The organism is Comamonas composti DSM 21721, from assembly GCF_000429845.1.
GTDB classification, from domain to species: domain Bacteria; phylum Pseudomonadota; class Gammaproteobacteria; order Burkholderiales; family Burkholderiaceae_C; genus Comamonas; species Comamonas composti.
In genome coordinates this window covers 80,379-106,432 of sequence record NZ_AUCQ01000012.1, presented here as the reverse complement: position 1 = coordinate 106,432, position 26,054 = coordinate 80,379, and the positions used below count along the sequence as shown (strand labels likewise).

The 26,054-nt window shown below is 65.4% G+C and carries 24 protein-coding genes; 18 read left to right on the top strand and 6 right to left on the bottom strand.

The window, feature by feature from the left end:
* Nucleotides 1-22: 22 nt before the first annotated feature.
* Genes G486_RS0108390 through G486_RS0108370 form a run of 5 tightly spaced genes read right to left on the bottom strand, consistent with a single transcriptional unit; the run spans nucleotide 23 to nucleotide 5,908 of the window.
* On the bottom strand, nucleotides 23-808 hold the full coding sequence (locus G486_RS0108390) for an enoyl-CoA hydratase/isomerase family protein (protein ID WP_027015145.1): 786 nt from the start codon (nucleotides 806-808) through the stop codon (nucleotides 23-25).
* Nucleotides 809-819: 11 nt separating this feature from the next.
* On the bottom strand, nucleotides 820-2,001 hold the full coding sequence (locus G486_RS0108385) for a thiolase family protein (RefSeq protein ID WP_027015144.1): 1,182 nt from the start codon (nucleotides 1,999-2,001) through the stop codon (nucleotides 820-822).
* A 27-nt stretch (nucleotides 2,002-2,028) separates the two neighbouring features.
* Nucleotides 2,029-3,696, bottom strand: a complete 1,668-nt coding sequence (locus G486_RS0108380) for a long-chain-fatty-acid--CoA ligase (RefSeq protein ID WP_027015143.1) — start codon at nucleotides 3,694-3,696, stop codon at nucleotides 2,029-2,031.
* Entirely contained in the window at nucleotides 3,693-4,760 is a 1,068-nt protein-coding gene (locus tag G486_RS0108375; protein ID WP_027015142.1) for a CaiB/BaiF CoA transferase family protein, read from the bottom strand. Before G486_RS0108375 ends, G486_RS0108380 begins: the two co-directional genes overlap by 4 nt.
* Before the next feature lie 2 nt (nucleotides 4,761-4,762).
* Entirely contained in the window at nucleotides 4,763-5,908 is a 1,146-nt protein-coding gene (locus G486_RS0108370) for an acyl-CoA dehydrogenase family protein (RefSeq protein WP_012436220.1), read from the bottom strand.
* A gap of 194 nt (nucleotides 5,909-6,102) precedes the next feature.
* Here G486_RS0108370 and G486_RS0108365 point away from each other — a divergent pair, with 194 nt between their 5' ends.
* Nucleotides 6,103-7,143, top strand: coding sequence for an AraC family transcriptional regulator (locus tag G486_RS0108365; protein ID WP_027015141.1), 1,041 nt, complete (start codon nucleotides 6,103-6,105; stop codon nucleotides 7,141-7,143).
* Nucleotides 7,144-7,474: 331 nt separating this feature from the next.
* On the top strand, nucleotides 7,475-8,524 hold the full coding sequence (locus G486_RS0108360; RefSeq protein ID WP_027015140.1) for an MBL fold metallo-hydrolase: 1,050 nt from the start codon (nucleotides 7,475-7,477) through the stop codon (nucleotides 8,522-8,524).
* Between the two features lie 188 nt (nucleotides 8,525-8,712).
* Here the strand turns inward: G486_RS0108360 and G486_RS23105 are convergent, their stop codons facing one another.
* Nucleotides 8,713-8,991 (bottom strand): transposase, encoded by a 279-nt coding sequence (locus tag G486_RS23105; RefSeq protein WP_012436224.1) that lies wholly within the window; start codon nucleotides 8,989-8,991, stop codon nucleotides 8,713-8,715.
* Nucleotides 8,992-9,258: 267 nt separating this feature from the next.
* Between G486_RS23105 and G486_RS0108345 the strand changes: the two genes are divergently transcribed.
* From G486_RS0108345 to trbG, 16 genes are all read left to right on the top strand, one after another.
* On the top strand, nucleotides 9,259-10,626 hold the full coding sequence (locus G486_RS0108345; protein ID WP_027015139.1) for an MFS transporter: 1,368 nt from the start codon (nucleotides 9,259-9,261) through the stop codon (nucleotides 10,624-10,626).
* Between the two features lie 24 nt (nucleotides 10,627-10,650).
* On the top strand, nucleotides 10,651-12,432 hold the full coding sequence (locus G486_RS0108340; RefSeq protein ID WP_027015138.1) for an acyl-CoA dehydrogenase: 1,782 nt from the start codon (nucleotides 10,651-10,653) through the stop codon (nucleotides 12,430-12,432).
* A gap of 24 nt (nucleotides 12,433-12,456) precedes the next feature.
* Nucleotides 12,457-13,206, top strand: coding sequence for an electron transfer flavoprotein subunit beta/FixA family protein (locus tag G486_RS0108335; protein ID WP_015014594.1), 750 nt, complete (start codon nucleotides 12,457-12,459; stop codon nucleotides 13,204-13,206).
* On the top strand, nucleotides 13,207-14,139 hold the full coding sequence (locus tag G486_RS0108330; protein ID WP_027015137.1) for an electron transfer flavoprotein subunit alpha/FixB family protein: 933 nt from the start codon (nucleotides 13,207-13,209) through the stop codon (nucleotides 14,137-14,139).
* A 17-nt stretch (nucleotides 14,140-14,156) separates the two neighbouring features.
* The gene (locus G486_RS0108325; RefSeq protein ID WP_027015136.1) at nucleotides 14,157-15,071 is read left to right on the top strand and encodes a LysR family transcriptional regulator; all 915 of its coding nucleotides are present in this window, start codon (nucleotides 14,157-14,159) and stop codon (nucleotides 15,069-15,071) included.
* A 25-nt stretch (nucleotides 15,072-15,096) separates the two neighbouring features.
* On the top strand, nucleotides 15,097-15,327 hold the full coding sequence (locus G486_RS0108320; protein WP_027015135.1) for an EexN family lipoprotein: 231 nt from the start codon (nucleotides 15,097-15,099) through the stop codon (nucleotides 15,325-15,327).
* Nucleotides 15,328-15,544: 217 nt separating this feature from the next.
* On the top strand, nucleotides 15,545-17,563 hold the full coding sequence (locus tag G486_RS0108315; RefSeq protein WP_027015134.1) for a conjugal transfer protein TraG: 2,019 nt from the start codon (nucleotides 15,545-15,547) through the stop codon (nucleotides 17,561-17,563).
* Nucleotides 17,560-18,024, top strand: a complete 465-nt coding sequence (locus tag G486_RS0108310; RefSeq protein WP_012436232.1) for a CopG family transcriptional regulator — start codon at nucleotides 17,560-17,562, stop codon at nucleotides 18,022-18,024. The genes G486_RS0108315 and G486_RS0108310 overlap by 4 nt, the downstream gene beginning before the upstream one ends.
* Nucleotides 18,021-19,058, top strand: a complete 1,038-nt coding sequence (gene trbB, locus G486_RS0108305) for a P-type conjugative transfer ATPase TrbB (protein ID WP_027015133.1) — start codon at nucleotides 18,021-18,023, stop codon at nucleotides 19,056-19,058. Before G486_RS0108310 ends, trbB begins: the two co-directional genes overlap by 4 nt.
* Nucleotides 19,055-19,447: a TrbC/VirB2 family protein gene (locus tag G486_RS0108300; protein ID WP_027015132.1), complete on the top strand. Its 393-nt coding sequence runs from the start codon at nucleotides 19,055-19,057 to the stop codon at nucleotides 19,445-19,447. The genes trbB and G486_RS0108300 overlap by 4 nt, the downstream gene beginning before the upstream one ends.
* The gene (locus G486_RS0108295; protein ID WP_027015131.1) at nucleotides 19,444-19,728 is read left to right on the top strand and encodes a VirB3 family type IV secretion system protein; all 285 of its coding nucleotides are present in this window, start codon (nucleotides 19,444-19,446) and stop codon (nucleotides 19,726-19,728) included. The genes G486_RS0108300 and G486_RS0108295 overlap by 4 nt, the downstream gene beginning before the upstream one ends.
* 19 nt (nucleotides 19,729-19,747) lie before the next feature.
* Entirely contained in the window at nucleotides 19,748-22,213 is a 2,466-nt protein-coding gene (gene trbE, locus G486_RS0108290; protein WP_027015130.1) for a conjugal transfer protein TrbE, read from the top strand.
* Complete coding sequence (trbJ, locus tag G486_RS0108285) at nucleotides 22,210-22,965, top strand: P-type conjugative transfer protein TrbJ (protein WP_027015129.1); 756 nt, start codon at nucleotides 22,210-22,212, stop codon at nucleotides 22,963-22,965. Before trbE ends, trbJ begins: the two co-directional genes overlap by 4 nt.
* A 12-nt stretch (nucleotides 22,966-22,977) precedes the next feature.
* Nucleotides 22,978-24,345 carry a P-type conjugative transfer protein TrbL gene (gene trbL / locus G486_RS0108280; RefSeq protein ID WP_027015128.1) on the top strand — a complete coding sequence of 456 codons (1,368 nt, stop codon included), beginning with the start codon at nucleotides 22,978-22,980 and terminating at the stop codon, nucleotides 24,343-24,345.
* An 11-nt stretch (nucleotides 24,346-24,356) separates the two neighbouring features.
* Nucleotides 24,357-25,061, top strand: coding sequence for a conjugal transfer protein TrbF (gene trbF / locus G486_RS0108275; protein ID WP_027015127.1), 705 nt, complete (start codon nucleotides 24,357-24,359; stop codon nucleotides 25,059-25,061).
* Nucleotides 25,058-26,053: a P-type conjugative transfer protein TrbG gene (trbG, locus tag G486_RS0108270; protein WP_027015126.1), complete on the top strand. Its 996-nt coding sequence runs from the start codon at nucleotides 25,058-25,060 to the stop codon at nucleotides 26,051-26,053. Before trbF ends, trbG begins: the two co-directional genes overlap by 4 nt.
* Nucleotide 26,054 lies beyond the last annotated feature (1 nt).

Sequence of the window (26,054 nt, the reverse complement as noted above, 5' to 3'; positions counted from 1 at the left end):
CTCGATGGGTGAGAAACAGGCGTTATTGGCCGGTAAAGTTGGGTGTGCGCTTGCCTAGGAATGCCGCTTGCCCTTCCAGGTTGTCGGCCGAACGCAAAGCGACGAGGAAATTGCGCTTCTCATGCTCCAGGCCTTGCGCGAGCGGAGTCTCAAAGCTGGCCAGTGCCGCATCTTTCGCCAGCGCCACGGCCAGCGGCGAATTGGCTGCAATCCGGTTGGCCATCGCCAACGCCGTCGGCAGGGCCTGGCCATCAGCCGTCACTTCGGCGACCATGCCTGCATCGCAAGCCTTGCGGGCGTCGATGAAATCGCCGGTCAGCAACAGGGCCATGGCCTTGGACTTACCGATAGCGTGGATCAGGCGCTGCGTGCCCCCGGCACCCGGAATGGCGCCCAGCTTGACTTCCGGCACACCAAAATTGGCAGACTCGCCAGCGATCGCGATGTCGCAGGCCAGCGCTAATTCTGTGCCGCCGCCCAGCGCGAGCTTTTCCACCGCTGCGATGACGGGCTTGGGGAAGCGCTCCAGTTCCGACCAAAAGTGGCCGCCTGCTGCCGCACGATCGCCCAGCAGTGGCTCGGCGCGCAGCGCATCGAAGGCCGTGATGTCGGCCCCGGCGCAGAACACGCCCTCGGCGCCGGTGATGATGACCGCGCGCACGGTATCGTCGTCGCGCAGTTGCACAAGCTGCGCACGCAGGCCATCGAATACCGCGCGGTTCAAGCTGTTCTTCGCGCGCGGGCGGTTGATGGTCAAGGTGGCGATGGCGCCATCGCGGCTGACGAGCACTTCGCTGGCTTCGCTCATGGTGGCCCCGCTCATCCAAGCCGCTCGATGATGGTGGTGTTGGCCGTGCCCGAGGCCTCGCAAATCGTCTGCAGGCCATAGCGGCCGCCCCGGCGCTCCAGCTCGCACAGCAGGTCAGTGAGCATGCGCGCGCCGGTAGAGCCCAGCGGATGGCCGATGGCTATCGAGCCGCCGTTGACGTTGAGGCGGTCGTCCAGGATGCCGAACTCCTGCTGAAACATCAGCGGCACGCCGCCGAAGGCCTCGTTGACTTCGAACAGATCGATATCGTCGAGGGTCAGACCCGATTCCTTCAGTGCCTTGCGGGTGGCGTCGAGCACGGCGGTGAACTGGATCACCGGGTCGGCGGCTGCCACGGCGGTGCTGACGAAGCGCGCACGCGGCTTCAGGCCGTATTGCTTGGCGTAGGCACGGCTGGCGATCAGCAGCGCGGCGGCACCGTCGCTGATCTGCGATGAGTTGGCGGCCGTGGTGGCGCCGTCGGCGGCAAACACGGCTTTCAGCGTGGCCATCTTCTCGGGGTTGGGGTCCGCGCGCACGCCCTCGTCGGCGGCGACGATCGGGCTGTCCGGATCAGCCGGATCCTCGGTCAGCCGCACCAGTTGATCCCTGACGCGGCCAGCCTGCGAGGCCTCGGTGGCCCGCCGATGGCTACGCACGGCGAAGGCATCCAAGGCCTCGCGCGTGAGACCGAAGCGCTTGTTCATCAACTCCGAGGAAGCGCCCTGCGGTATCAGCGGGTTGTCCTGGTAGCGCGCCAGTTCGCTCGGGCTGTATTGCGAGCCCAGCGGCGCGCCGGGCTTGAACGACGGCGGCATGGGGGCCTGCGACATCGACTCGACCCCGGCACCGATGACCAGTTGGTAAGCGCCCGCCCGGATGCCATGCACGGCAAAGCTCACCGCCTGCTGGCCCGACCCGCATTGCCGATCGACCGTCACCGCCGGCACGGATTCGGGCAGCCCCGCCGCCAATACGGCATGACGGCCCAGGTTGCCGTGCTGCTGGTCCCACTGCAGCACGCAGCCGACGATCACATCGTCCAGATCGGCCGGGTTGATGCCGGAGTGCTCGACCAGTTGGCGCAGCGTCTCGCCCAACAAATCGACGGGATGCCATTTCTGCAGGCGCCCGCCGCGCTTGCCCACGGGGGTGCGCAGCGCACCGACGATGACGGGTTCATGGTCATTCATGTTGTTCTCCTGGTTCAAAAGGTTGGCTCACTCGGCGTAGCGGCCCGCATGCTCGGCGCGGATGCGCTTCTTGTCGAGCTTGCCGACGCTGGTCTTGGGGATGGCTTCGACGAACAGGACCTGATCCGGCCACTGCCACTTGGCGAAGGCGCTGCCCAGGTACTCCTTCAGTTGTTCCTGGGTCGCCTGCTGGTCGGGCTTGAGCACCACCAGGGCCAGCGGCCGTTCCTGCCACTTCGAATGCGGAACGCCGACCACGGCGGCGTCGCGCACGGCGGGGTGGCCCATGAGCAGGTTTTCCATGTCGATGGAAGAAATCCATTCGCCGCCGCTCTTGATCACGTCCTTGATGCGGTCGGTAACTTTGAGGTAACCGTTCTCGTCCACCGTTCCGACATCGCCCGAGCGCCACCAGCCGCCTTCCAGGAAACGGTCTGCGGAATCAGGCATGTCGTGGTATCTGGCCGTGATCCAGGGGCCGCGCACGCAAATCTCGCCCGCTGACTTTCCGTCGTGCGGCAAGTCCTTGTCGTCGGCATCGAGGATGCGAATATCCACCCCGGTCAGCACCAGACCCTGCTTGCGCTTGAGGTTCCACTTCTCTTCCTCGGTCAAGCGCTTCTTGAGCGTGGACTTGAGGCGGTTCATCGTCACCAGCGTCGTGGCTTCGGTGGCGCCGTAGGCGTGCACCACCTCAGCACCCGTGAGGTCGTAGAAACCGATCATCATCGACAGCGGCGGCTCGGAGGCGCCAGACAGCATGCGCATGCGGCTGAAGTCCGGCTTGACCTGCATCGTCTCGATGTACTGCAGCATGGGCTGGAAGATGGCCGGTGCGCCGTTGGTGATGGTCACACCCTCAGCGATCATGGCGTCAACCAGCGGCTTGGTGTCTTCGGCAGCGTAGCGGCCCGGCAGCACGATCTTGTCGGCCAGCAGCGTGGCGGCCTGTGGCAGGCCCCAGCACTGCCCGTGGAACATGGGCGTGATGAGCATGACGCAGTCGTCCAGCGTCATGCCCAGATTGGTGGCCATGGCCGTGGAGTGCAGATAGATGCCGCGGTGCGAGTAGTACACGCCCTTGGGCTTGCCTGTGGTGCCGGTGGTATAGCAGGCGCTGTAGGCCGAGGTTTCGTCGATCTCGGGCCAGTCGATCTTCGTGTCGGCGGCGGCCAGCAGGCCTTCGTAGTGCAGCAGCGGTTTCAGCGTGGTCTTGATCTGGTCCAGCGGCTTGTCGGTCATGACAATCCAGCCCTTGATCTGGGGCGAATTCGCTGCGACGGATTCGGCAAGGGGTAGCAATGACTCGTCTACGCAAACGTAGGACACCTTGCTGTGGTCGACCACGTAGCCCAGGTCCTCTGGGCCCAGGCGCAGATTCATCTGCAACATGACAGCACCCAGGCCGGGAATAGACCAGTACAGCTCGAAGTGACGTCGGCTGTTCCAGTCCAGGATGCCGACCCGGTCGCCGGGCTCGACACCGAGCGCGCGCAGTGCATTGGCGCTGCGGCAGATGCGCGCGTAGCAGTCCGCGTAGGTGTAGCGATCCCAGCCGCCATCGGGTGTGCGGTAGACGATCTCCTGGTCCCCATGGGTGCGCGCGGCGTGCCGGATCAGCGTCGTGGTGTTGAGCTGGCGGTCGTTGCCCGTGGTGGACGGGCAGCCGCGGACGATGTGGGTGGTAGCAGTCATTTCTTTGTCTCCTGGGTGGTGGTTGCGTTGAGTGCCTGGAACCGTGGGGCCGAGGCCGCTTCGATGGCGCCGAAAGAGGTGGTCTGGTAGATGCCCCGTGCCGCGTTGTGCGGATGCCGCACTGCCTCGGCCAGGCTGAGCACGGGTGCAAAGCAGGCGTCGCTGCCTTCAAGCAGCGCGCACCAGTGCGCCTGGGGCTGGGTGCGGATGAGGGCCGCGATGCGCTCCTTCAACGCTGGCCACGCCGCCGTGTCGTACTGGTCTGCAGGGTTCACGTCCGCCAGGCCCAACTTGGACAACAGCAATGCGTAGAACGGCGGCTCGATCGCGCCGAGGCTGATGAAGCCGCCGTCGGCGCAGACGTACACGTCATAGAACGGCGAATCGTGGAACGGGCTCGGCTGTGCGCCGTCGATCTGCCCGTTGGCGCGAATCCAGTGCACCAGCGTGCCCAGCATGGCCACGATGTCCACGATGGCTGCGTCCACAACCCGGCCACGGCCGGTGGCCCGTGCATCGACCAGCGCGCAGGCGATGCCAAAAGCCATGCCTAGCGCCCCGGCACCGTCCCCGAGTACCGAGGGCGGCACGATGGGCGCCTGCCCCCTGTGCGCCGACAGCGACAGCAGGCCCGTCAGCGCGACGTAGTTCAGGTCGTGGCCCGCGGCCTGGGCAAGTGGCCCGTCCTGGCCCCAGCCCGTCATCCGGCCATAGACCAGCCGGGGATTGAGCGCCGCGCAATCTGCGGGGCCGAAGCCCAGCCGCTCCATCACCCTTGGGCGAAAGCCTTCGATCAGAGCGTCGGCCTGGGCAATCAGTTCCAGTGCGCGCGCCTTGCCACCGGGCGACTTCAGGTCGATGACCTCGACCTTCTTGCCGCGGTGCAGCGGGTTCTCCACCGCCCCGCCCAGCCGCTGCGCCCCAGCAGCCTGCTCGGCCCGTGCCAGCGCGATCACCTCGGCGCCCATGTCGACCAGCATCCTGGCGGCCAGAGGGCCTGGACCGATGCCCTCAAACTCCACCACACGGACGCCGTGCAGAGGCAACTGCAGCGTGTGCGGCATGTTCACAGCTTCCTCGAAACCAGGTCTTTCAGGACCTCGTTGGCGCCGCCGTAGATCTTCTGCACTCGCGAAGCGGCATACATCCGCGCGATCGGATACTCGGCCATGTAGCCGTAGCCGCCGAACAATTGGAGACACTCGTCCACCACGCGGCACTGCTGTTCGGTGCACCACCACTTGGCCATGTAGGCGGCCTCGTTGTCGAGTGTGCCGTCCAGCAGTCTCTGTGTACAGTCGTTGACGAAGCTGCGCACCACATGCGCGATGGTCGCCATCTCGGCCAGCTTTTGGCGCGTTGTCTGCATGTCGAACAGAGGCGCACCGAATATCTTGCGCTGCTTCGTGTATTCGATGGTGAGCTCCAACGCCCGGTCGATGACGGCCGCCGCCGGCACTGCAATGACCATGCGCTCGTAGGGCAGCGCGCCCATCAGTTGCCCAAAGCCTTGGCCTTCAACGCTCCCCAGCAGTTGGTCGGCTGGAACGCGCACGCTGTCGAAGAAGAGCTCCGCCGTGTCCGAGGCCTGCATGCCGATCTTTTCAAGCAGGCGGCCCACACGAAAGCCTGGCAGGTTCTCGGTCTCCAGTACGAACAGCGACACCCCTTTGCTGCCCGCGCCACTGGTGCGCGCCGCGACGATCAGCAGGTTTCCGGTGAAGCCGTTGGTGATGAAGGTCTTGGCGCCGTCGATCACGTAGTAGTCGCCGTCGCGCCGGGCCCGGGTGGAGATGGCCTTCAGATCCGAGCCGCAGCCCGGCTCGGTCATCGCGATTGCGGCCAGCATCTCGCCGTTCGTCACCTTGGGCAGCCAGCGCTGCTTTTGCGCTTCGGTGCCAAAGTCCAGGATGTAATGCGAAGCGATGGTGTGCACCGCGATATTGACCGGCATCTCGGCCTTGGCCAGTTCGTCCTGCACCACCAGCTGGTAGGCGAGGCTGGCGCCGGCACCACCATAGGTCTCGGGCATCTCGGGCAGCAGAAAGCTCATCCCGCCGAACGGACGCCAGACCTCGCGCGGGATGTAGCCCTGGCGGCGCCATTCGTCGAGCCGGGGAGTGAATTCGGCGGCAACGTAGCGACGCACCTGCTCGCGAAAAGCGTCGATCTCGTGGTCCATCCAGGCGTGGCGATACAGCTGTGGCAGCATGGGCATGTCTCCTTGTATGTTGGCTTCTGACCCCGCACCGGGCGTTCCGCACAGCGCCACTGCCGAAGTGTTTTTGGGGATGCGACAATCGTAATAATTGGCCCCTGCAAGGGCGATAGCGGATTGCCTCAATCAACTGACAAATAACTTCTTTTGGCCCGCGCGACCGGCGTTGGCTCCTTCGATCACACGCAATGCTGCAACCCGTCTTCACCGCTCCTATCTTTGCCGTGCATGGCCTGCTGGACGGCGCGCGCGGCAAGGGGCTGGCCACGCAAGAATGGCTGAAGGGCGTGCTGGGGCGCGCCGGCATCAGCGAATCGCTGCTGGAGCTCGAGGATTCGCGCGTAACCGTGGAGCAGTTCAACGCGCTATTTATCGCTGTCAAGGACAGCCTGAACGACGAGTGCCTGGGCTACCTACATGAGCGACCCATGCGCCCGGGCAGCTTCGCGCTAATGGTGCGCAGCGCGTTCACTGCCCATTCGTTGTCATGCGCCCTGCGTCGCCTGAGCGAATCCTTCGCCCTGCTGCAGGACGACGTGACGCTGGTGCCCGTGACCGAGGGCGCGCTGGGGGGCTTCGCGCTGGAGATGCGCGGCGGCCCGGGCGCACATGCCGAATTCCTTCATGCACATCTGCTGCGCGTGTTCTGGCGCTTGTTGCTGTGGCTGCACGGCGGCCGGCTGGTGCCGCAGCGATTCGACTTCAATTTTGCGCTGCCGCTCCATGCGATGAGCTACGGGCGCATCTTTTCCGGTTCGCTGTGCTTCGGGCAGCCGCGCACGGCCGCCTGGTTCGACGCCGACGCCTTCAAACTGCCGGTGCGGCGCGATCGGGACGCGCTGCAGTCCTTTCTGCGCGCCACGCCGGGCAACGTGGTGGGGCCGCACCTGAACGAGCGCAGCGCCAGCGCGCGGGTCCGCATGGTGCTGCAGCTGGCCAACCCCGAATGGCCCGACCTGCCCGTCACCGCGCAGCGCCTGCATATGTCGGTGAGTGCGTTGCAGCGGCACCTGGCCACCGAGGGCACTTCCTTCCAGGCACTGAAGGACCAACTGCGGCGCGACATGGCGATCGTGCGCCTAACCAGCAGCGAAGCCTCGCTCATCGCCATCGCCGCCGACCTGGGCTTCACCGACAGCACCGCCTTCCAGCGCGCCTTCAAGGTCTGGACCGGCAGCGCGCCGGGAGCCTACCGCGCCCGCTCGCGTAGCCCGCAGCACCCTACATAGAGGCATTCGACCAATTCCGGCACGGCCACGAGGCTGTAGCCGACCACCGAGAAGATCGGCGCCTTCATAGCTGCCGGGTCTTGGCCCACATCGAGCGAGGCTTTCGTGCGCTCAAGAGACTGTTTGCAGCCCTGGCAGTTGCACCGACGGCAGCGCAGCGACAGGCTGCGCCAGGAAGCAGACGCTTTCCGTCAGCCTATCGAGGTCATTCGTCATTGCCACCGTTGAGGCTGACTTCTAAGCTTCCTAAGCTAAAACTGAGCTCGCACTGCATAGGAGTGATGGCTCTGCGCCATTAGGAGCAGCACTGCCAGAATGTAAATCAAGCATCATGACCCACGCAGCCCCGGCACTCTCGTATCCGTTCTCGGATCTCCCACTCCCTGGCCAAGCCACGGAAATCAAGCCTGGTGTGCTGTGGCTGCGCATGCCGCTGCCGTTTTCCCTGGATCACATCAACCTCTGGGCATTGAGCGACGGTCCTGGTTGGGCGGTCGTGGACACGGGCATTCGCAGCGTGGACGTCAGGAACGCGTGGCTCGCCTTGCTCGCTCCGCAGGGGCCGCTAGCCGGCCGACCCATCTCCCGTGTGATAGCGACGCACATGCACCCGGATCATGTGGGCATGGCGGGATGGTTGACACGTCGCTTCGAATGCGCGCTTTGGATGACACGAGACGAGTATTTGAGCTGTCGGGTGATGCTTGCCGATACGGGGCGGGAAGCGCCAGTCGATGGCGTTCGCTTCTATCGGAGGGCCGGATGGAGCGACACCGAGGTGGATGAGTACCGCACCCGGTTCGGTGACTTCGGTAAAATGATCCATCCATTGCCTGACAGCTTTGTGCGGCTCACGGATGGCCAGATGTTGCGGATCGGGGACCAGGAATGGGAAGTCATCGTCGGCACAGGACATTCCCCCGAGCACGCGTGCTTCTACTCGCGCGAACTGGATTTGCTGATATCGGGGGATCAGGTTCTTCCCAGGATCAGTTCCAATACCTCCGTGTACGCCACCGAGCCGCATGCGAATCCTCTGCAGGGCTGGCTCGATTCCATCGACCGGTTGATGCAACGCGTACCTGGGAGCGCCCTGATTCTGCCTGCCCACAACGAACCTTTCCATGGCCTGCACCTACGGTTGGAGCAACTGCGTGCGAGCACCGTCAGAGGCACCGACCGCGTCAGGCAACAACTTGCGCAGCCTCTGAGGGTCATCGACCTGGTTCGCGCCCTGTACCGTTCGTCCATTGTTGCGGAGCAAATGCACCTCAACCTCGCGACCGGAGAGACGCTCGCCCACCTAAACTATCTCGACCAGCGTGCGGAAATCGTGTCTGCAGAAGACGAAGACGGCGCAATGCGCTATCGGCTCGCCTGATGCACTAATTTGCCCTCAAGGATATAGAAGTAACCCAATCAAGCCTGTCATTGACTGGGTTCTTTGCTGATGTGTTTCGAGAGCAATGAGTCCTTGCACCAGCGCGTCGTGTACGGCCTCCAGTTCTTTGAACACCGTGTTGGCAAACCAATCCTGGCACGGCACCTTCCACAGATGCTCGACCGGGTTCAGCTCAAGGCTGGCAGAAACTCTAGGCGCATATTCTGTGGCACATCCAAGTGACCCGCGATGTGCCAACCCGCCTGATCCATGACCATCATGATGAACTCGACGGCATGGCGTCGCGCCATCTCGGCCAGGAACACCTGCATCGTCTCAGCGTTGGCCCAGGGCAGCACCAGAGAGTCAATCACGCCATCGTGCGTGCTGACGGCGGCGAAGGCGTACAGGGTCTGGCGTTGAGGCGTGCGCCGACGATGGGGCGTGAGCCCCTGGGCACCCAACACTGCCGGGGTGTTCCCAGCAGGCAGAAGCGCCCTTCGTGCTGGAATATCAGCCGCACGCGGCGACCATATTCAGCTTGACGCCTGACCTCTTGGCGCACTTGAACAGTGCTCTCAGAAAGGGGCCGTTTGTCATTCGATCGGGGCGCTTCGTCATCGCGGCTCGCAGCACCGGCACCTAGGATTCCTTGTGTGCGCTGGACGACATGTAGCGGAGCGGCGATGACCGCCGCCCCACGATCCAGAGCCTAACTCAAAGGAGACAAACACGTGTGCCAAATCGACATGCAGAAGCTCGCCGACGACGCTCGCTTCAACCGCTTTCATGCCAAGGTGCTTCTGTGGTGCCTGTTGATTCTCATCATCGACGGCTATGACATCGCCGTGGTGGGCATCGCCCTGCCGTCCATCATGCAGCAGATGGGCGTGAACGCATCGACTGCCGGTTTCATGGCCAGTTCGGCCCTGTTCGGCATGATGTTCGGCGCCATGGTTCTGGGCACGCTGTCCGACCGGATTGGTCGGCGCTGGGCCCTCTCCATTGGCGTCATGCTGTTCAGCGTGTTCACCGCGGCCGCCGGATTCACCAAGGATCCCATCAGCTTCAGCGTGGTGCGCTTCATCGCGGGCCTGGGGATTGGCGGTGTGCTGCCGGTCATCGTGGCACAGATGGTCGAGTACTCGCCCAAGAAGATCCGCAGCCTGATGACGGCGCTGATGACTTCGGGCTACGCACTGGGCGGCATCCTGGCCGCGGTGCTCGGCAAGCAGCTGATCGGCGAGTACGGCTGGCAGGTCGTTTTCATCGCAGCGGGTGTGCCGGTCCTGCTGATTCCGTTCATCCTGAAGCTGGTGCCGGAATCAATGACCTACCTGATCTCGCGCAGCCGCAACGGCGAACTGGCCGAAGTGGCCCGTAATCTCCAGCCGGGAGTCAAGCACCCGGCGGACGCCCAGTTCGTCGTGCCCACCGCCGACCGCGTGGCGGGTGCGCCGGTCTCCCGGCTGTTCCAGGACGGGCGAGGCCCGAGCACGGTGCTGTTCTGGATCGCCTTCTTCTCGGGCCTGTTCATGGTCTATGCGCTCAGCAGCTGGCTGACCAAGCTGATGGCTATGGCTGGCTACAGCCTGGGGTCTGCCCTCAGCTTCGTGATCGCGCTGAACGTTGGCGCCATCATCGGTGCCGTGGGAGGCGGGTGGCTCGCCGACAAGTTCAACATCAAGTGGGTGCTGGTGGGGATGTATGCGCTGGGCGGCGTGCTGCTGTACCTGATGACGTTCCAGACCTCGACCGAGCTGCGTTATCTGATCATCGGCGCGGTCGGCGCCTGCACCACCGGCGCGCAATTGGTGGCCTATGCCTACTGCGGGCAGTTTTACCCGATGTCCATCCGCTCGACCGGCATCGGCATGGCCTCCGGCGTGGGGCGCCTGGGCGCGATCGTGGCGCCGCTGCTAATCGGCCAGATCGTTGCGCTTGAGCTGCCGCTGGAGCAGAACTTCCTGGTGATCGGGGCTTTCGGAATCATCGGCTCGATCGCTCTGGCGTTCATCAGGCATGGCGGCCCGGCGTCGGTGGGCCCGCAAGAGGCTGCACGCGAGTTGCGCCCGTCGCAACAGACGCCGCAAAACGCCTGATCGTAGCCATCAAGGAAATTCGCTGTGTCTGTCTACATAGCCCCCCTGCGCGAAATGCTGTTCGCCATGAAAGAGGTCGGCGGCCTGGACGCGATCTGCGCCCAGCCCGACCATGAAGAAACCACGCCCGACCTGGTCGAGGCCATCCTGCAGGAGGCGGCTAATTACGCCGCTGGCGTGCTGGATCCGCTCAACCGCCCCGGCGACGTGCAGGGCGCGCGCTGGCACGATGGTCGGGTCACGCCCGCCGACGGCTTTCGCGAAGCCTGGGCCAGCTTCTGCGAGAACGGCTGGAACGGCATGCCCGCTGCCACCGAATGGGGCGGCCAGGGCCTGCCCACGCTGGTCTCCACCGCCGTGCTGGAGATGTGGAAGTCGTCCAACCTCGCGTTCAGCCTGTGCCAGATGCTCACGCTGGGCGCGGTGGAGGCCATTGCGCACCATGGCAGCGACGCACTCCAGCGCCGCTTCCTGGCACCCATAGTCGAGGGCCGCTGGACGGGCACCATGAACCTCACCGAGCCCCAGGCCGGCTCTGACCTGGCCGCGCTGCGCAGCCGTGCCGTACACGAGGGCGACCACTACCGCGTCAGCGGCAACAAGATCTTCATCACCTGGGGCGAGCACGACATGGCCGAGAACATCGTGCACCTGGTGCTGGCGCGCCTACCCGATGCGCCACCGGGGGTGAAAGGCATCTCGCTGTTCCTTTGCCCGAAGTACCTGGTCAACGACGATGGCACCCTGGGCGAACGCAACGACTTGGCCTGCACGTCGATTGAGCACAAGATGGGCATCCACGGCAGCCCCACGGCGTCGATGAGTTTTGGCGACAGCGGCGGCGCTATCGGCTACCTGGTCGGCGAGCCGCACCAGGGGCTGGCCTGCATGTTCACCATGATGAACCACGCGCGGCTGAACGTTGGCCTGGAAGGCGTGGGCATTTCCGAGCGCGCCTACCAGCGCGCACGCGCCTATGCGCTGGAGCGGGTGCAGGGCAAGCCGCTGATCAGCGGCAGCACCGCCATCGCAGGCCACCCGGACGTGCGGCGCATGCTGATGGACATGAAGGCCCGCACCGAGGCCATGCGCGCGCTGGCCTACTTCTGCGCCGGTCAGATGGACCGCGCCGCGGGCCACGCCGATGCGCAGGAGCGCGCGCAGGCGCAGGCCCTGGTCGGCCTGCTGATACCGGTGGTCAAAGGCTGGTGTACCGACAGCGCGCAGGGCATCACGTCCGACGGCGTGCAGGTGCATGGCGGCATGGGCTACGTCGAGGAAACCGGCGCCTCCCAGCACATGCGCGACGCGCGCATCACGACCATCTACGAAGGCACCACGGGCATCCAGGCCAACGACCTGATCGGCCGCAAGCTGGCACGCGAGGGCGGGCGCACGCTGAAGGCGCTGCTGGGCCGCATCGACGGCGATGCGCGCCGGTTGGTCGAATCGCCCGATGCAGTGCTGGCGCAGATCGGCCGCGCGTTGGCAGCCGCTGCCCAGGCGCTGGACGAAGCGGTCGACTGGCTGCTGGCCCACGACGGTCAACCCGCGCAGTGCGCGGCGGGCGCCGTGCCCTTCCTGCGGCTGGCGGGCACCGTGATCGGCGGCTGGCTGTCGGCGCGCATGGCCGAAGCCGCTACCGCGCAACTCGCGGCGGGCGCGGGCGATGCGGGCTTTCTCGGTACCAAGCGCGCCACAGCCAGCCATTACGCGGCGCATGTCCTGGTGCAGGCGCCGATGCTGCGCGACATCGTCACGGGCGGCGCCGCCAGCACGCTGGCCCTGGCGGACGATCAACTCTGAATGATCCTGAAAGGAAACCCTCCCATGAAAATCCTGGTTCCCGTCAAGCGGGTGGTTGACTACAACGTCAAGGTCCGCGTCAAGAGCGATGGCAGCGGCGTGGACATCGCCAATGTCAAGATGAGCATGAACCCCTTCGACGAGATTGCCGTCGAAGAGGCTGTGCGGCTCAGGGAGAAAGGCGCGGCAACGGAGATCGTCGCCGTCTCGTGCGGCGTGTCTCAATGCCAGGAGACGCTGCGCACCGCCATGGCCATCGGTGCCGACCGCGGCATCCTAGTCGAGACCAATGAAGAACTGCAGCCGCTGGCCGTGGCTAAGCTGCTCAAGGCCCTGATCGACAAGGAACAGCCCGGCCTCGTGATCCTGGGCAAGCAGGCCATCGACGACGACTGCAACCAGACCGGCCAGATGCTGGCGGCGCTGGCCGGTCTACCGCAAGCCACCTTCGCCTCCAAGGTCGAGCTCGCCGGCGACAAGGCAGCCGTGACCCGCGAAGTGGACGGCGGCCTGGAAACCCTTAGCCTCACGCTGCCCGCGGTCATCACCGCCGACCTGCGTCTGAACGAACCGCGCTACGTCACCTTGCCCAACATCATGAAGGCCAAGAAAAAGCCGCTGGACACCATCAAGCCCGAAGACCTCGGCGTTCAAGTCGCCCCGCGCCTGAAGACCCTGAAGGTGACCGAACCCGCCAAGCGCGGCGCCGGCGTGAAGGTGGCTGACGTGGCCGCCCTGGTCGAAAAACTCAAGAACGAAGCGAAGGTGATCTAAATGTCGGTACTCGTTATTGCTGAACACGACAACGCATCCATCAAGGGCGCAACCCTGAACACCGTGACGGCTGCAGCCGCTTGCGGTGGCGACGTGCACGTGCTGGTGGCCGGCCACAATGTCGGCGCTGCCGCACAAGCCGCCGCCCAGATCGCCGGTGTCGCCAAGGTCATCCACGCCGACGCCGCAGGCTTGGCCCACGGCCTGGCCGAGAACGTGGCCGCCCAGGTGCTGGCCATCGCCGGCAACTACAGCCACATCCTGTTCCCGGCCACGGCGTCGGGCAAGAATGCGGCGCCGCGCGTGGCGGCCAAGCTGGACGTGGCCCAGATCAGCGACATCACCAAGGTGGTGAGCGCCGACACCTTCGAGCGCCCGATCTATGCGGGCAATGCGATTGCCACCGTGCAGTCCGGCGATGGCGTGAAGGTCATCACCGTGCGCACCACCGGCTTCGACGCCGCCGCCGCCACCGGAGGCTCGGCCGCCGTCGAAACCACCGCAGCAGCAGCAGACGCCGGCAAGAGCAGCTTCGTGGGCAGCGAAATCGCCAAGAGCGACCGCCCCGAACTCACCGCCGCCAAGATCATCGTCTCGGGCGGCCGGGCGCTGGGGAGCAAGGAAAAGTTCGACGAAGTCATGACCCCGCTGGCCGACAAGCTGGGCGCGGCCATTGGCGCCAGCCGGGCGGCGGTGGACGCGGGCTACGCCCCCAACGACCTGCAAGTGGGGCAGACGGGCAAGATCGTGGCGCCGCAGCTGTACGTGGCCGCCGGCATCTCGGGCGCCATCCAGCACCTGGCGGGGATGAAGGACTCCAAGGTGATCGTGGCGATCAACAAGGACCCGGAGGCGCCGATCTTCAGCGTGGCCGACTACGGGCTGGAGGCGGACCTGTTCGCGGCTGTGCCGGAACTCGTCAAGGCCTTTTAACTTGGATGAGATACACCATGGAGCTTCGGCATTTGCGTTGCTTTATAGCGGTGGCCGAAGAACTTCACTTTGGCCGCGCAGCGGAAAAGCTGCACATCGATCAGTCCCCTTTGTCGCGCACCATCAAGGAGATAGAGGAAGAGCTCGGGGCGCAACTGTTCACGCGAACCACGCGAAGCACCCGCCTGACCTTTGCCGGAATGGCATTCCTGGAGCGGGTGCCGCGAATCTTCGAAGCTCTGAAACAGGCGTGTGACGGCGTCAAGTCCGCCGCCAGTGGGTTTCAGGGACAGTTGCGCATCGCTTTGTCCGATGGCATCACGCCCTCGCGAATGCCGACGCTGCTGGCACGGTGCCGAGAGGAAGATCCAGAGATTGACATTCGGTTATTTGAGGTGCCGTTGGACCAACAGATCAAGGGTCTGCACGATGACCTGTATGACGTCGGCTTTTCGATGGCCGAAGAGGTGGGCGACGGCATTGTGGTCAGGCCTGCGTGGGAAGACGAGCTGATGGTGGCGGTCCCAGCTCGCCATCCTGTGCTGGCCCACAAGCACGTTCCGTTGGAAGAAGTGCTGCGCTATCCGCTGGCGCTATGCGATCCGGCGATATGCGAAGGCCATGCACGCCAAGTTGATCGCGTTTTGCAGCGCTACGAGCAACAGCCACTGATCGCCCAGCGCGTGGCGTCCTATGAGGTGATGATGACCTTAGTCTCCGCCGGATTGGCACTTGGTTTGGCGGGCGCCGCGCACATTGCATCCGGCCGTGGGCCAGGTGTTGTGGCCCGGCGCTTGGCGGGCAAGTCGCAGATGCTGGCCACGTATCTGCTGCACCGTGACGTGGAGCCCTCCGAAATGCTGGCTCGGTTCATCGCACGAGTGGACTCCATTGATTCGGCGGATGGCTCCAGCGCCGCCGAGGACTCCTGATCCACCTGCTGAAAGGACCCAAGCCATGCCCCGATTCCTGTCGCTGCTGATGGCCGCTGCACTGACAGCCTCCTGTGGGCCATCCCAACCGACGGAAACCGTGGACTTCCTCGTGGCCCATCCTGAGCGTCTCAAGGAAGTCCAGCGCCTGTGCAAGGAAGAGCGCGCGAAGGCCGGCGAAGAACTCTGCCGACGTGCCGCCGAGGCCGCGAATCGCCGCTTCTTCGGTGATCGGCCGGAGCAGAAGCCTCAATAGGGCACCCCTCCGTCGCGGCGCCGCGACGAAGGTCTCACTGTTACCTCATCACGCCGCAGCGCGCTCGCGCATGCGGCATTTTTATTGTCTTCGCCACAGCAATAAGTCTGGCTCTTTTGGCCTGAATCCCCGCCACAACGGTCTTTGACCGACCTGCACGCTCGCCTTGATCCTCGGCACTACGGCACGTTCCTGTGCCGTAGTGGGAGGTTGACCAATGCAAGGAACGAACGTGCTGTTCGGTCAGATTGCCGTTGTCTTCGGCATCGTGATCGCTGGCGTATGGAGCGCTACGCAATGGACGGCCGCCGCCCTGGGCTACCAGCTACGCCTGGGCTCGCCGTGGTTCGATTTCTTCGGCACGCCGGTCTATCACCCCTGGCGCCTGTTCGAGTGGTGGTTCTTCTTCGACGCCTACGCGCCGCATGTCTTTGACGTGGGCGGTGCCATTGCCGCAGGCAGCGGCCTGATCGCGGTGGTGGTTGCCATCGGCATGTCGATCTGGCGCTCGCGCCAGTCCAAGCTGGTCACGACCTACGGGACGGCTCGCTGGGCCAACGCGGAGGACATTTGCAAGGCGGGGCTTGACCAGCCTGCGGGCGTGTTCCTCGGCCAGCATCGCCAGCAGTACCTGCGACATGAAGGCCCAGAGCATGTTCTGACCTTCGCGCCTACCCGCTCGGGCAAAGGCGTGGGCCTGGTGGTTCCCACCTTGTTGAGCTGGCCTGCATCGGCCGTCATTCACGACATCAAGGGCGAGAACTGGAGCATCACCGCCGGCTGGCGCTCGCGCTTCTCGCATTGCCTGCTGTTCAACCCGACCGATGCGAAGTCGTCGGCCTACAACCCACTGCTGGAGGTGAGGCGCGGCGCGCACGAAGTGCGCGACGTGCAGAACATCGCAGACATTCTGGTCGATCCCGAAGGAGCACTGGAGCGGCGCAACCATTGGGAGAAGACCTCGCATGCGCTGCTGGTTGGGGCCATCCTGCACGTGCTCTACGCAGGCGAAGACAAGACGCTGCGCGGAGTCGCCAACTTCCTCAGCGACCCGGCCTGTCCCTTCGAGCTGACCCTGCATCGGATGATGACCACGCCGCACATCGGTGGTGGGCCGCATCTGGTGGTGGCATCGGCAGCGCGCGAAGTCCTGAACAAATCGGACAACGAGCGTTCCGGCGTGTTGAGCACCGCCATGTCATTCCTCGGCCTGTACCGCGACCCCACGGTGGCCGAAGTCACCTCGCGCTGCGACTGGCGCATTGCCGACCTGATCGCGGCCGAGCATCCGGTGTCGCTGTACCTGGTGGTGCCGCCTTCGGACATTTCGCGGACGAAACCGCTCATTCGCCTGATCCTCAACCAGATCGGGCGACGGCTGACGGAATCGCTCGACGGCAGCGATGGCATCGCGCGCCGCCACAAGCTGCTATTGATGCTCGACGAGTTCCCCGCGCTCGGACGGCTCGACTTCTTCGAGACGGCCCTGGCCTTCATGGCCGGCTACGGTATCCGCAGCTTCCTCATCGCCCAGTCGCTCAATCAGATTGACAAAGCCTACGGCCAGAACCATTCGATCCTGGACAACTGCCATGTCCGGGTGACGTTCGCCACCAACGACGAGCGCACCGCCAAGCGCATCTCCGAAACGCTGGGCACCGCGACCGAGCTGCGCGCGCAGCGCAACTACGCCGGCCACCGGCTCGCGCCATGGCTCGGGCATCTGATGGTGTCGCGCCAGGAGACGGCACGTCCGCTGCTCACGCCGGGCGAGGTAATGCAGCTTCCGCCCGACGAGGCCGTGGTGATGGTGTCCAGCGTGGCGCCCATCAAGGCCAAGAAGCTGCGCTACTACGCGGACAGCAATTTCAAGCGGCGCGTGCTTCCGCCGCCGGTGCTTGCAACCCTGTCCATGCAGGGGCGCTATGCCGATGTGCCACCGGAACGCACCGACGACTGGAGCGGGCTGGCGATTCCCGCCATGCCGGTCGCACCGACGGCCGACGCCGCCGATGGGCTGGAGAACCTGGGTTCGGCCGACGACAGCGGCCCACGCCGCCAGCCCGAACTTTCCGAAGCCGTCACCTACGACCCCGACCTGGTTGCGCCCGCAGCCGACCTCGGGCTGCTCGATGACGACGACATGCCGCATCCCCTTCCTCGCCAGCTCGATCCGGCCCTGCAGCGCACGGCCCGGCTGGCTTCCCTCGACCCTGACGACGGAATCGACCTATGACCCAACACCGCCTCAATGTGTTCATCCAGCCGGAGCACAGCAAGCGGCTCGATGAACTGGCCGCCAAGAAGGGCGTGTCCAAGTCCAGCATCGTCGCGGCGGCCCTGGCCTCCTGGCTGTCGCCCGATGCGGCCGACCAGCGCGAGGCGGCAATTGCCAAGCGGCTGGACCGCCTGTCGCGCCACGCCGAGCGCCTGGAGCGCGACCAGAACATTGCCATCGAAACATTGGCGCTGTTCATCCGCTATTTCCTCACGGTGAGCACACCCGTGCCCGAGGCCCATCAGGATGCCGCTCGCGCCCAGGGCAAGGCCCGCTTCGAGCAGTTCGTCGAACAGCTCGGACGGCATTTGCTGCGCGGGCGCAGCCTGGTGCGGGATGTGGTGGAGGAACTGCACACCGATCCGACGCGACCGGAGGGCGCTGCGGCCGTCGCGGATGCCCAGGAGCGTGCCTTATGAGCGCCGTTCCTTCCTCCTTCACGGCCACCTCGCTGGATCGCCGCATCCAGATGCTGCGCACGGCCATGGGGCCGCTGATCGCTGCCGCGCTCGAAGACCCAGACGTGGTGGAAATCATGCTCAACCCCGACCGCACGCTCTGGGTGGATCGGCTGTCCACGGGCCGCGCGCCGATGGGCGTGGAGCTGTCCGAGGCCGATGGCGAACGCATCATCCGCCTCGTTGCAGCTCACGTTGGCGCGGAAGTTCATCGGGGCCAGCCGTTGTTGACGGCAGAGCTGCCCGAGACGGGCGAACGCTTCGAGGGCATCCTGCCGCCCGCCGCGCCGGGGCCGGCCTTCGCCTTGCGCAAGCGCGCCTTTGGCGTGATCCCACTGTCGCGCTACATCGAGGACGGAATGATGACCGCCGCGCAGGCGGGCCTGCTGGTGCGCGCCGTGCGCGAGCGCCAGAACATCCTGATCGCAGGCGGCACCAGCACGGGCAAGACCACGCTCGCCAATGCCTTGCTCGCCGAGATTGCCGCTACCGGTGACCGCGTGCTGGTGCTTGAAGACACGGTGGAGCTGCAATGCGCGGCGCGCGATCACGTACCGCTGCGCACGCGCCAGGGCGTGGTGTCGATGACCGAGCTGGTGCGCTCTTCCATGCGCCTGCGCCCGGATCGCGTGATCGTTGGCGAAGTGCGTGGTGCCGAGGCGCTGGATCTCATCAAGGTATGGGGCACGGGCCACCCCGGCGGCATCGCCACCATCCACGCCGGCTCCGCGCTGGGCGCGCTGCTGCGCCTGGAGCAACTGATTCTCGAAGTGGCGGAGAACCCGCCCCGTGCGCTGATCGCGGAAGCGGTCAACGTGGTCATCCACATCGCCGGGCGCGGACGCAAGCGCCGCATCGAGAGCATCGCCCGCGTCGTCGGCTTCGATGGCGCGGGCTACCAACTGGCGGATGCGCTGGAGGCTCCATTCCCGGAGCTGCTGTCGCAGTCCGACCTTTCTTCCCTGTCCCTTGACCAACCTGGAGAACTGCCATGACGCAGATGATCGTTCCTGCTTTCCGTATTTCTGCAAACCCGCTTGCCCTGCGCTGCCGTCCCGCGCGGCTGGATGGCTTGGCACGCCCAGCCCTGCAGGGCCTGATGCTCGCGGCGCTGACGCTGCTGCTCGCAGGCACCGCGCAGGCCGCCGGTTCCTCGATGCCTTGGGAGGGGCCGCTGCAATCCATCCTGGAGTCGATCCAGGGTCCGGTGGCCCGGATCATCGCGGTCATCATCATCATCGCCACGGGCCTGGCGCTGGCCTTCGGCGATACCTCGGGCGGTTTTCGCAAGCTGATCCAGATCGTCTTCGGTCTGTCGATCGCGTTTGCCGCGTCCTCGTTCTTCCTGTCGTTCTTCAGCTTCTCGGGCGGGGCTGTCGTATGAGCGCGGCCCACGATGGCGTGCAGGGGTTCGCTCCGGGGTTCGAAGTGCCACTGCACCGCTCGCTGACCGAGCCGATCCTGCTGGGCGGCGCGCCGCGCACGGTGGCGATTGCCAATGGCACCTTGGCCGCGGCCGTGGGCTTGGGCCTGCAACTGTGGATTCCGGGCCTGGTGCTCTGGATCGCCGGCCATGCGTTGGCGGTCTGGGGCGCGCGTGTCGATCCGCAGTTCATGCAAGTCTTCGCGCGCCATATCAAGCACCGGCCGCTGCTGGACGTGTAGGGGCAAAGGGAGATATCGCATGCTGAACCTTGCCGAATACCGCCAGCGCCCGGCCTTGCTGGCTGACTGGCTGCCTTGGGCCGGGCTGATCGCTCCGGGCGTCGTGCTGAACAAGGATGGCTCCTTCCAGCGCACGGCGCGCTTTCGGGGGCCAGACCTCGACAGTGCCACGCAGGGCGAGCTGATCTCTACGTCAGCACGGTTGAACAACGCGCTGCGCAGGCTGGGTTCGGGCTGGGCCTTGTTCATCGAAGCCGAGCGCCGGCCCGCCGCCAACTACCCGCACTCGGAGTTTCCCGAGCCGCTGTCCTGGCTGGTGGACGAAGAGCGACGGGCAGCCTTCGAGGACTCCGGCAACCATTTCGAGAGCGGCTATCACCTCACGCTGGTGTATCTACCGCCCGAGGAGGCCCGCGCCCGTGCGGTCGGAATGCTGTACGAGAACCGTCCGACCGAGGGCGTGGACTGGCGTGAGCGCCTGACCGCGTTCGTCGCGGAGACGGATCGGATTTTCGACCTGCTCGATGGTGTGATGCCGGAGATTGCGTGGCTCGATGACAGCCAGACGCTGACCTACCTGCACTCGACTATTTCCACGCGGCGCTACCGCGTGGGCGTGCCAGAGGTGCCATTCCACCTCGATGCCTTGCTGGCCGATTCCGCGCTGATCGGCGGACTGGCACCGATGCTGGGCGACCAGCACCTGCGCGTGGCGACGGTGCGGGGATTTCCGACTTCGACTTGGCCGGGGATTCTGGATGACCTCAACCGTCTCAGCTTTGCGTACCGCTGGAGTACGCGCTTTCTCTGCCTCGACAAAGCCGATGCGGAAAAAGAGCTTTCCCGCCTACGCCGCCAGTGGTTCGCCAAGCGCAAAAACGTGATCGCGCTGCTGCGCGAGACGATCTTCCAGCAGGAAAGCCCGCTGGTCGATACCGACGCCAGCAACAAGGCCACCGATGCTGATGCCGCCTTGCAAGAGCTGGGCAGCGATCAAGTGGCCTTCGGCTACGTGACGGCGACCGTCACAGTCATGGACGCGGATGCCGCCGTGGCCGACGAGAAGCTGCGCAGGGTGGAGCGCGTCATCCAGGGGCGTGGCTTCGTCACCATCCCCGAAACGCTCAACGCCGTGGATGCGTGGCTGTCGTCCATTCCGGGCCATGCCTACGCCAACGTCCGCGAGCCCATCGTCTCGACGCTGAACCTGGCGCACCTGATGCCGGTGTCGGCGGTATGGGCCGGGCCGGAGAAGAACGCGCATCTCGACGGCCCGCCGCTGATCGTCACGCGCACTGAGGGCGCGACGCCGTTCCGGCTGGTTACGCACATCGGCGACGTGGGCCACACGCTGGTGGCTGGGCCAACCGGTATGGGCAAGTCCGTGCTGCTCGCCACTTTGGCGATGCAGTTTCGGCGCTATCGCGGCTCGCGCATCTTCGCCTTCGACATGGGGCGCTCGATGCGCGCCACGATCCTGGGCCTGGGCGGCGAGCACTACGACCTTGGGCTGGATGGCGAGATCGCTTTCCAACCACTCGCGCGCATCGACCGCGAGGGCTACCGCACCTGGGCGGCTGAATGGATCGAAGGCCGTTTGCGGCATGAGGGCGTGGCCGTCGGCCCCGAGGAGAAGGTGGCCATTTGGTCGGCGCTGGGAAGCCTGGCCGGAGCTCCGGTGGAGCAGCGCACGATGACGGGCCTTTCCGTACTGTTGCAATCGAACGCGCTGCGGCAGGCGCTCGCGCCCTATGTGCTCGGCGGCGCCCACGGCAAGCTGCTGGACGCGGATTCGGATCGACTGGGCTCCGGCTCCGTGCAGTGCTTTGAGATGGAAGAGCTGATGCACAGCAAGGCCGCCGTCATGGCCGTGCTGCATTACCTCTTTGCACGGTTCGATGAACGCTTTGACGGCGCACCGACGCTGCTGATCCTCGATGAAGCATGGCTGTTCCTCGATGACCCGGTGTTCGCGGCGCGCATCCGCCAATGGCTCAAGACGCTGCGCAAGAAGAACGTGAGCGTCATCTTCGCCACGCAGAGTCTGGCGGACATCAAGGATTCGAGCATCGCGCCCGCGATCATCGAGAGCTGCGCGAGCCGCATCTTTCTGCCGAACCCGCAGGCGACCGAGCCGCAGATTCGCACGATCTACGAGGGCTTCGGTCTTAACAGGCGGCAGATCGAAATCGTCACTACCGCGCAGCCCAAGCGCGACTACTACTACCAATCGCGCCTCGGCAACCGTCTTTTCGACCTCGACCTGGGTACGGCAACGCTGGCCTTCGCGGGCGCGTCCACGCCACAGGACCAGCGCGACATCGACACAGTGCTCGCTGCTGCGCATTCCGATTCTTTTCCCTTCGCAGCTGCCTGGCTGCGTCACCGCAGCCTCGATTGGGCGGCCGATCTGCTGCGCGATTTCCCCGGCCCCGCGCCGGGTGCCGCCCCCATCCCCAGCCATTCCCAGGAGAACCTGCCATGAAACCCCATGCCCACAATCTCGCCGCGCTGACCACCGCCTGCGTGCTCGCCTTCGGCATTGCGCAGCCCGCGCATGCGCTGTTCGGCGTTGGCGACATCGTGTTCGATCCGACCAATTTGGTGCAGAACACGCTCACCGCCGTTCGCACGCTGGAGCAGATCAACAACCAGATCCGCCAGCTCCAAAACGAAGCGCAGATGCTCATCAACCAGGCGCGCAACCTGGCCAGCCTGCCGTCCAGCGTGGTGGGCCAGCTGCGCGCCAACCTAGCGACCACCCAGCGGCTCATCGCCCAGGCCAAGGGCATGGCCTACGACGTGGCGAACATGGACCAGATGTTCCAGCGTCTGTACCCCGAGCAGTACGCCGCCACCGTCAGCGGCAATCAGATGTACCGCGACGCGCAGGAGCGCTGGAAGAACACGCTCACTGGCCTTCAGACCACCATGCAGATGCAGGCCCAGGCTTCGCAGAACCTGAGCGATGACGAGGGCGTGCTGGCCGACCTCGTGGGCAAGAGCCAGTCCGCCGTGGGCGCTCTCCAGGCGATGCAGGCCATGAACCAGCTGCTAGCCCTGCAGGCCAAGCAGTCGATCCAGACGCAGCGGTTGCAGATCACGCAGGACCGCGCGGCCTCGCTGGAGCTGGCGCGGCAGGCCGCCGCCGTGGAGCGGGGCCGCGAAGTCACGCGCCGCTTCCTGGGGTCAGGCACGCCGTACACACCGCAGCCCGTCGATTTCTACAGCCGCTGACGAGGCCGGGCCATGAATGACGTATCGGTCATTGATCGTTTCCTCGACACCTTTTCGCGCTACATCGACTCGGGCTTCGGCCTGCTGCACGGCGAGGTGGCATTCCTCACGGCCACGCTGATCGTCATCGACATGACGCTCGCCGGGCTGTTCTGGGCGATGGGCCATGCCACCGGCCAGGGCGAGGACGTAATCGCCAAGCTCATCCGCAAGGTGCTGTACGTCGGTGCCTTCGCCTACATCATCGGCAACTTCAACACCCTGGCGGGCATCCTGTTCCGGTCTTTTGCCGGACTGGGCCTGACGGCCAGCGGCTCGACCTTGAGCATGGGCAACTTCCTGCAACCGGGACGGCTGGCCAAGGCCGGTATCGACGCGGCGGCGCCCATCCTCGACCAGATCCGGGAGATGGCGGGCTTCCCAGAGGTCTTCATCCACATCGCGCCCATCGTCGTGCTGTTCCTCGCGTGGCTGGTGGTCATCGTCAGCTTCTTCGTGCTGGCGGTGCAGCTTTTTGTCACGCTGATCGAGTTCAAGCTGACCACGCTGGCGGGCTTCGTGCTGGTGCCGTTCGCCCTCTGGAACAAGACTGCGTTCCTCGCCGAGAAGGTCTTGGGCAACGCGGTGTCCTCAGGCATCAAGGTACTGGTGCTTGCCGTCATCGTGGGCATCGGCTCGGGGCTGTTCGCCGAATTCCGGATACCGCCGGGCTCCGAGCCCTCCATCGACCAGGCACTGGTCATCATGCTGGCTTCGCTGTCACTGCTGGCCCTGGGCATCTTCGGTCCGGGCATTGCGACGGGCTTGGTATCGGGCGGCCCGCAGCTCGGCGCTGGCGCGATGGCCGGTGCTGCCGTTGGGGCGGCCGGCGCCGCCGTCGCGGTCGGCGCAGCGGCCTCTGGCGTCGGCAGCGCCGTGGCGGCTGGGGCGCGCATGGCACCCGCCGCCGCGAGGATGGCTGGGGACGGGGCCCGCTCGATGGCATCGACCGCCGGCAGCGCCCGGTCGGCGTACCAGGCAGGTTCCGCCCCGGCCGGTGGCAGCCTCAAGGGTGCCCCCGCCGGCGTGGGCAACGTGGCCAAGACCGGTGCGCAGGCCGCCGGACAGAAGGTGGCCGACGGAGCGCGCTCGATGAAGGAGCGTGTCGCTGCTTCCTTCCGACCCGATGACGCCGGATCGGCATCGGGGGCAGCTGCTGGGACGCAGAGCACCAGCGAAGCCGCCGCACGACCTCCATCCACCGAGCAGCCGGCCTGGGCCAAGCGCCTGCATCGCAGGCAGCAACTCACCCATGCCGCGACCACCGCCGCCCACACGCTGCGTGGCGGCGATGGCGGCAGCTCCAGCCAGGGCCCAAGCCTTCGCGATTCCGATTCATAAGGAGAACTCCCATGCGATTCAAACGACCGCAGCTGCGCTACGCCGACACACCGCAACCTGCCACTCCGTACCAAGCCGCAGGCCAGGTGTGGGACGAGCGTATCGGCTCGGCCCGCGTGCAGGCAAAGAACTGGCGTTTCATGGCACTGGGCTGCCTCACCTTGGCCGTGCTGATGGCGGGCGGCCTGGTCTGGCGTTCCGCGCAGTCCATCGTGACGCCCTACGTGGTGGAGGTGGACAACGCGGGCCAGGTGCGCGCGGTCGGCGAGGCCGCCACGCCATATCGACCCAACGATGCGCAGATGGCCTATCACCTGGGCCGCTTCATCGGGCTGGTGCGTTCGCTGTCCATCGACTCCATCGTCGTGCGGCAGAACTGGCTCGATGCCTACAACTACACCACGGACAAGGGTGCCGTGGCGCTCAACGAGTACGCCCGCGTGAACGATCCGTTCGCGCGCATCGGCAAGGAGTCGGTGACGGTGCAGATCAGCAGCGTGACCCGCGCCAGCGACCAGTCGTTCAACGTGCGCTGGACGGAGACGCGCTTTGTGAACGGTGCGCTGGATCGCACCGAACGCTGGAACGCAGTGGTTTCCATCGTGCAGCAGACGCCGCGCACCGAGCAGCGGCTGCGCAAGAACCCCCTGGGTATCTACGTCAACGGCCTGTCGTGGAGCCGCGAACTGGAAGGAAGCGAAGGAGCAAAACCATGAATTATCTTTTGCGTAAATCCGCCTTGCCGGTGATCCTGCTGGCATCCACCGTCCTGTTTGCAGGCTGCGCTTCGCAGGGCAAGCCGCCGCCGGCCATCTCGCTCGATGAGCCGGTACAGGCCCAGCCGCTGCCGGAGCCGCCTGCGCCTGTGGAGGTGGTGGCCGTGCCGCAGGTATTGCCGATGCCGGCGCAAATAAAACCTGTGCCGGATACCAAGCCCACGCCGGAACCCGCCGATGAAACCGTGCGGGTGTCCCGCGCCAACGCCGAGGCGCGCATCGCGCCGACGCGCGAGGGCTACGTCAACGCAATCCAGGTCTGGCCCTTCACCGATGGCGCGCTGTACCAGGTCTATGCGGCCGTGGGCCGCGTGACGGTGATCGCGCTCCAGCCGGGTGAGGAACTGGTGACGGTGGCCGCTGGCGACACGGTGCGCTGGATCGTTGGGGACACATCGAGCGCCAGCGGCGATGCGTTGCGCGTGAACGTGATGGTCAAGCCGATCCGCTCGGGGTTGAAAACCAATCTCGTCATCACCACCAGTCGCAGGACGTATCTGCTGGAGCTGACCTCGACCGAGAAGACGTGGATGGCTTCGGTGTCCTGGGAGTATCCGAAGGACAAGATGCTGGCCTTGCAGCGCCAGGCACAGGTCGCGAATGCGGCTGCGCCGTTGGACGCTGGCCTGTCGCTGGAGAAGATCCGTTTCCGCTACGCGGTCAGCGGCAGCAATCCGCCGTGGAAGCCGCTGCGCGCCTTCGATGATGGCGAGAAGGTCTATATCCAGTTTCCGCCGGGCATCGCGCAAGGCGAACTGCCGCCGCTGTTCGTGATCGGCGCGCAGGGCGACGGGCAACTGGTGAACTACCGCTTCCGCGCACCGTACTACATCGTCGATCGCATGTTCGGCGCCGCCGAGCTGCGCCTCGGTGGCGACAAGGGCGACATGGTGCGAATTGAGCGCACGGACGGCGTTACGCGGAGGAACTGAC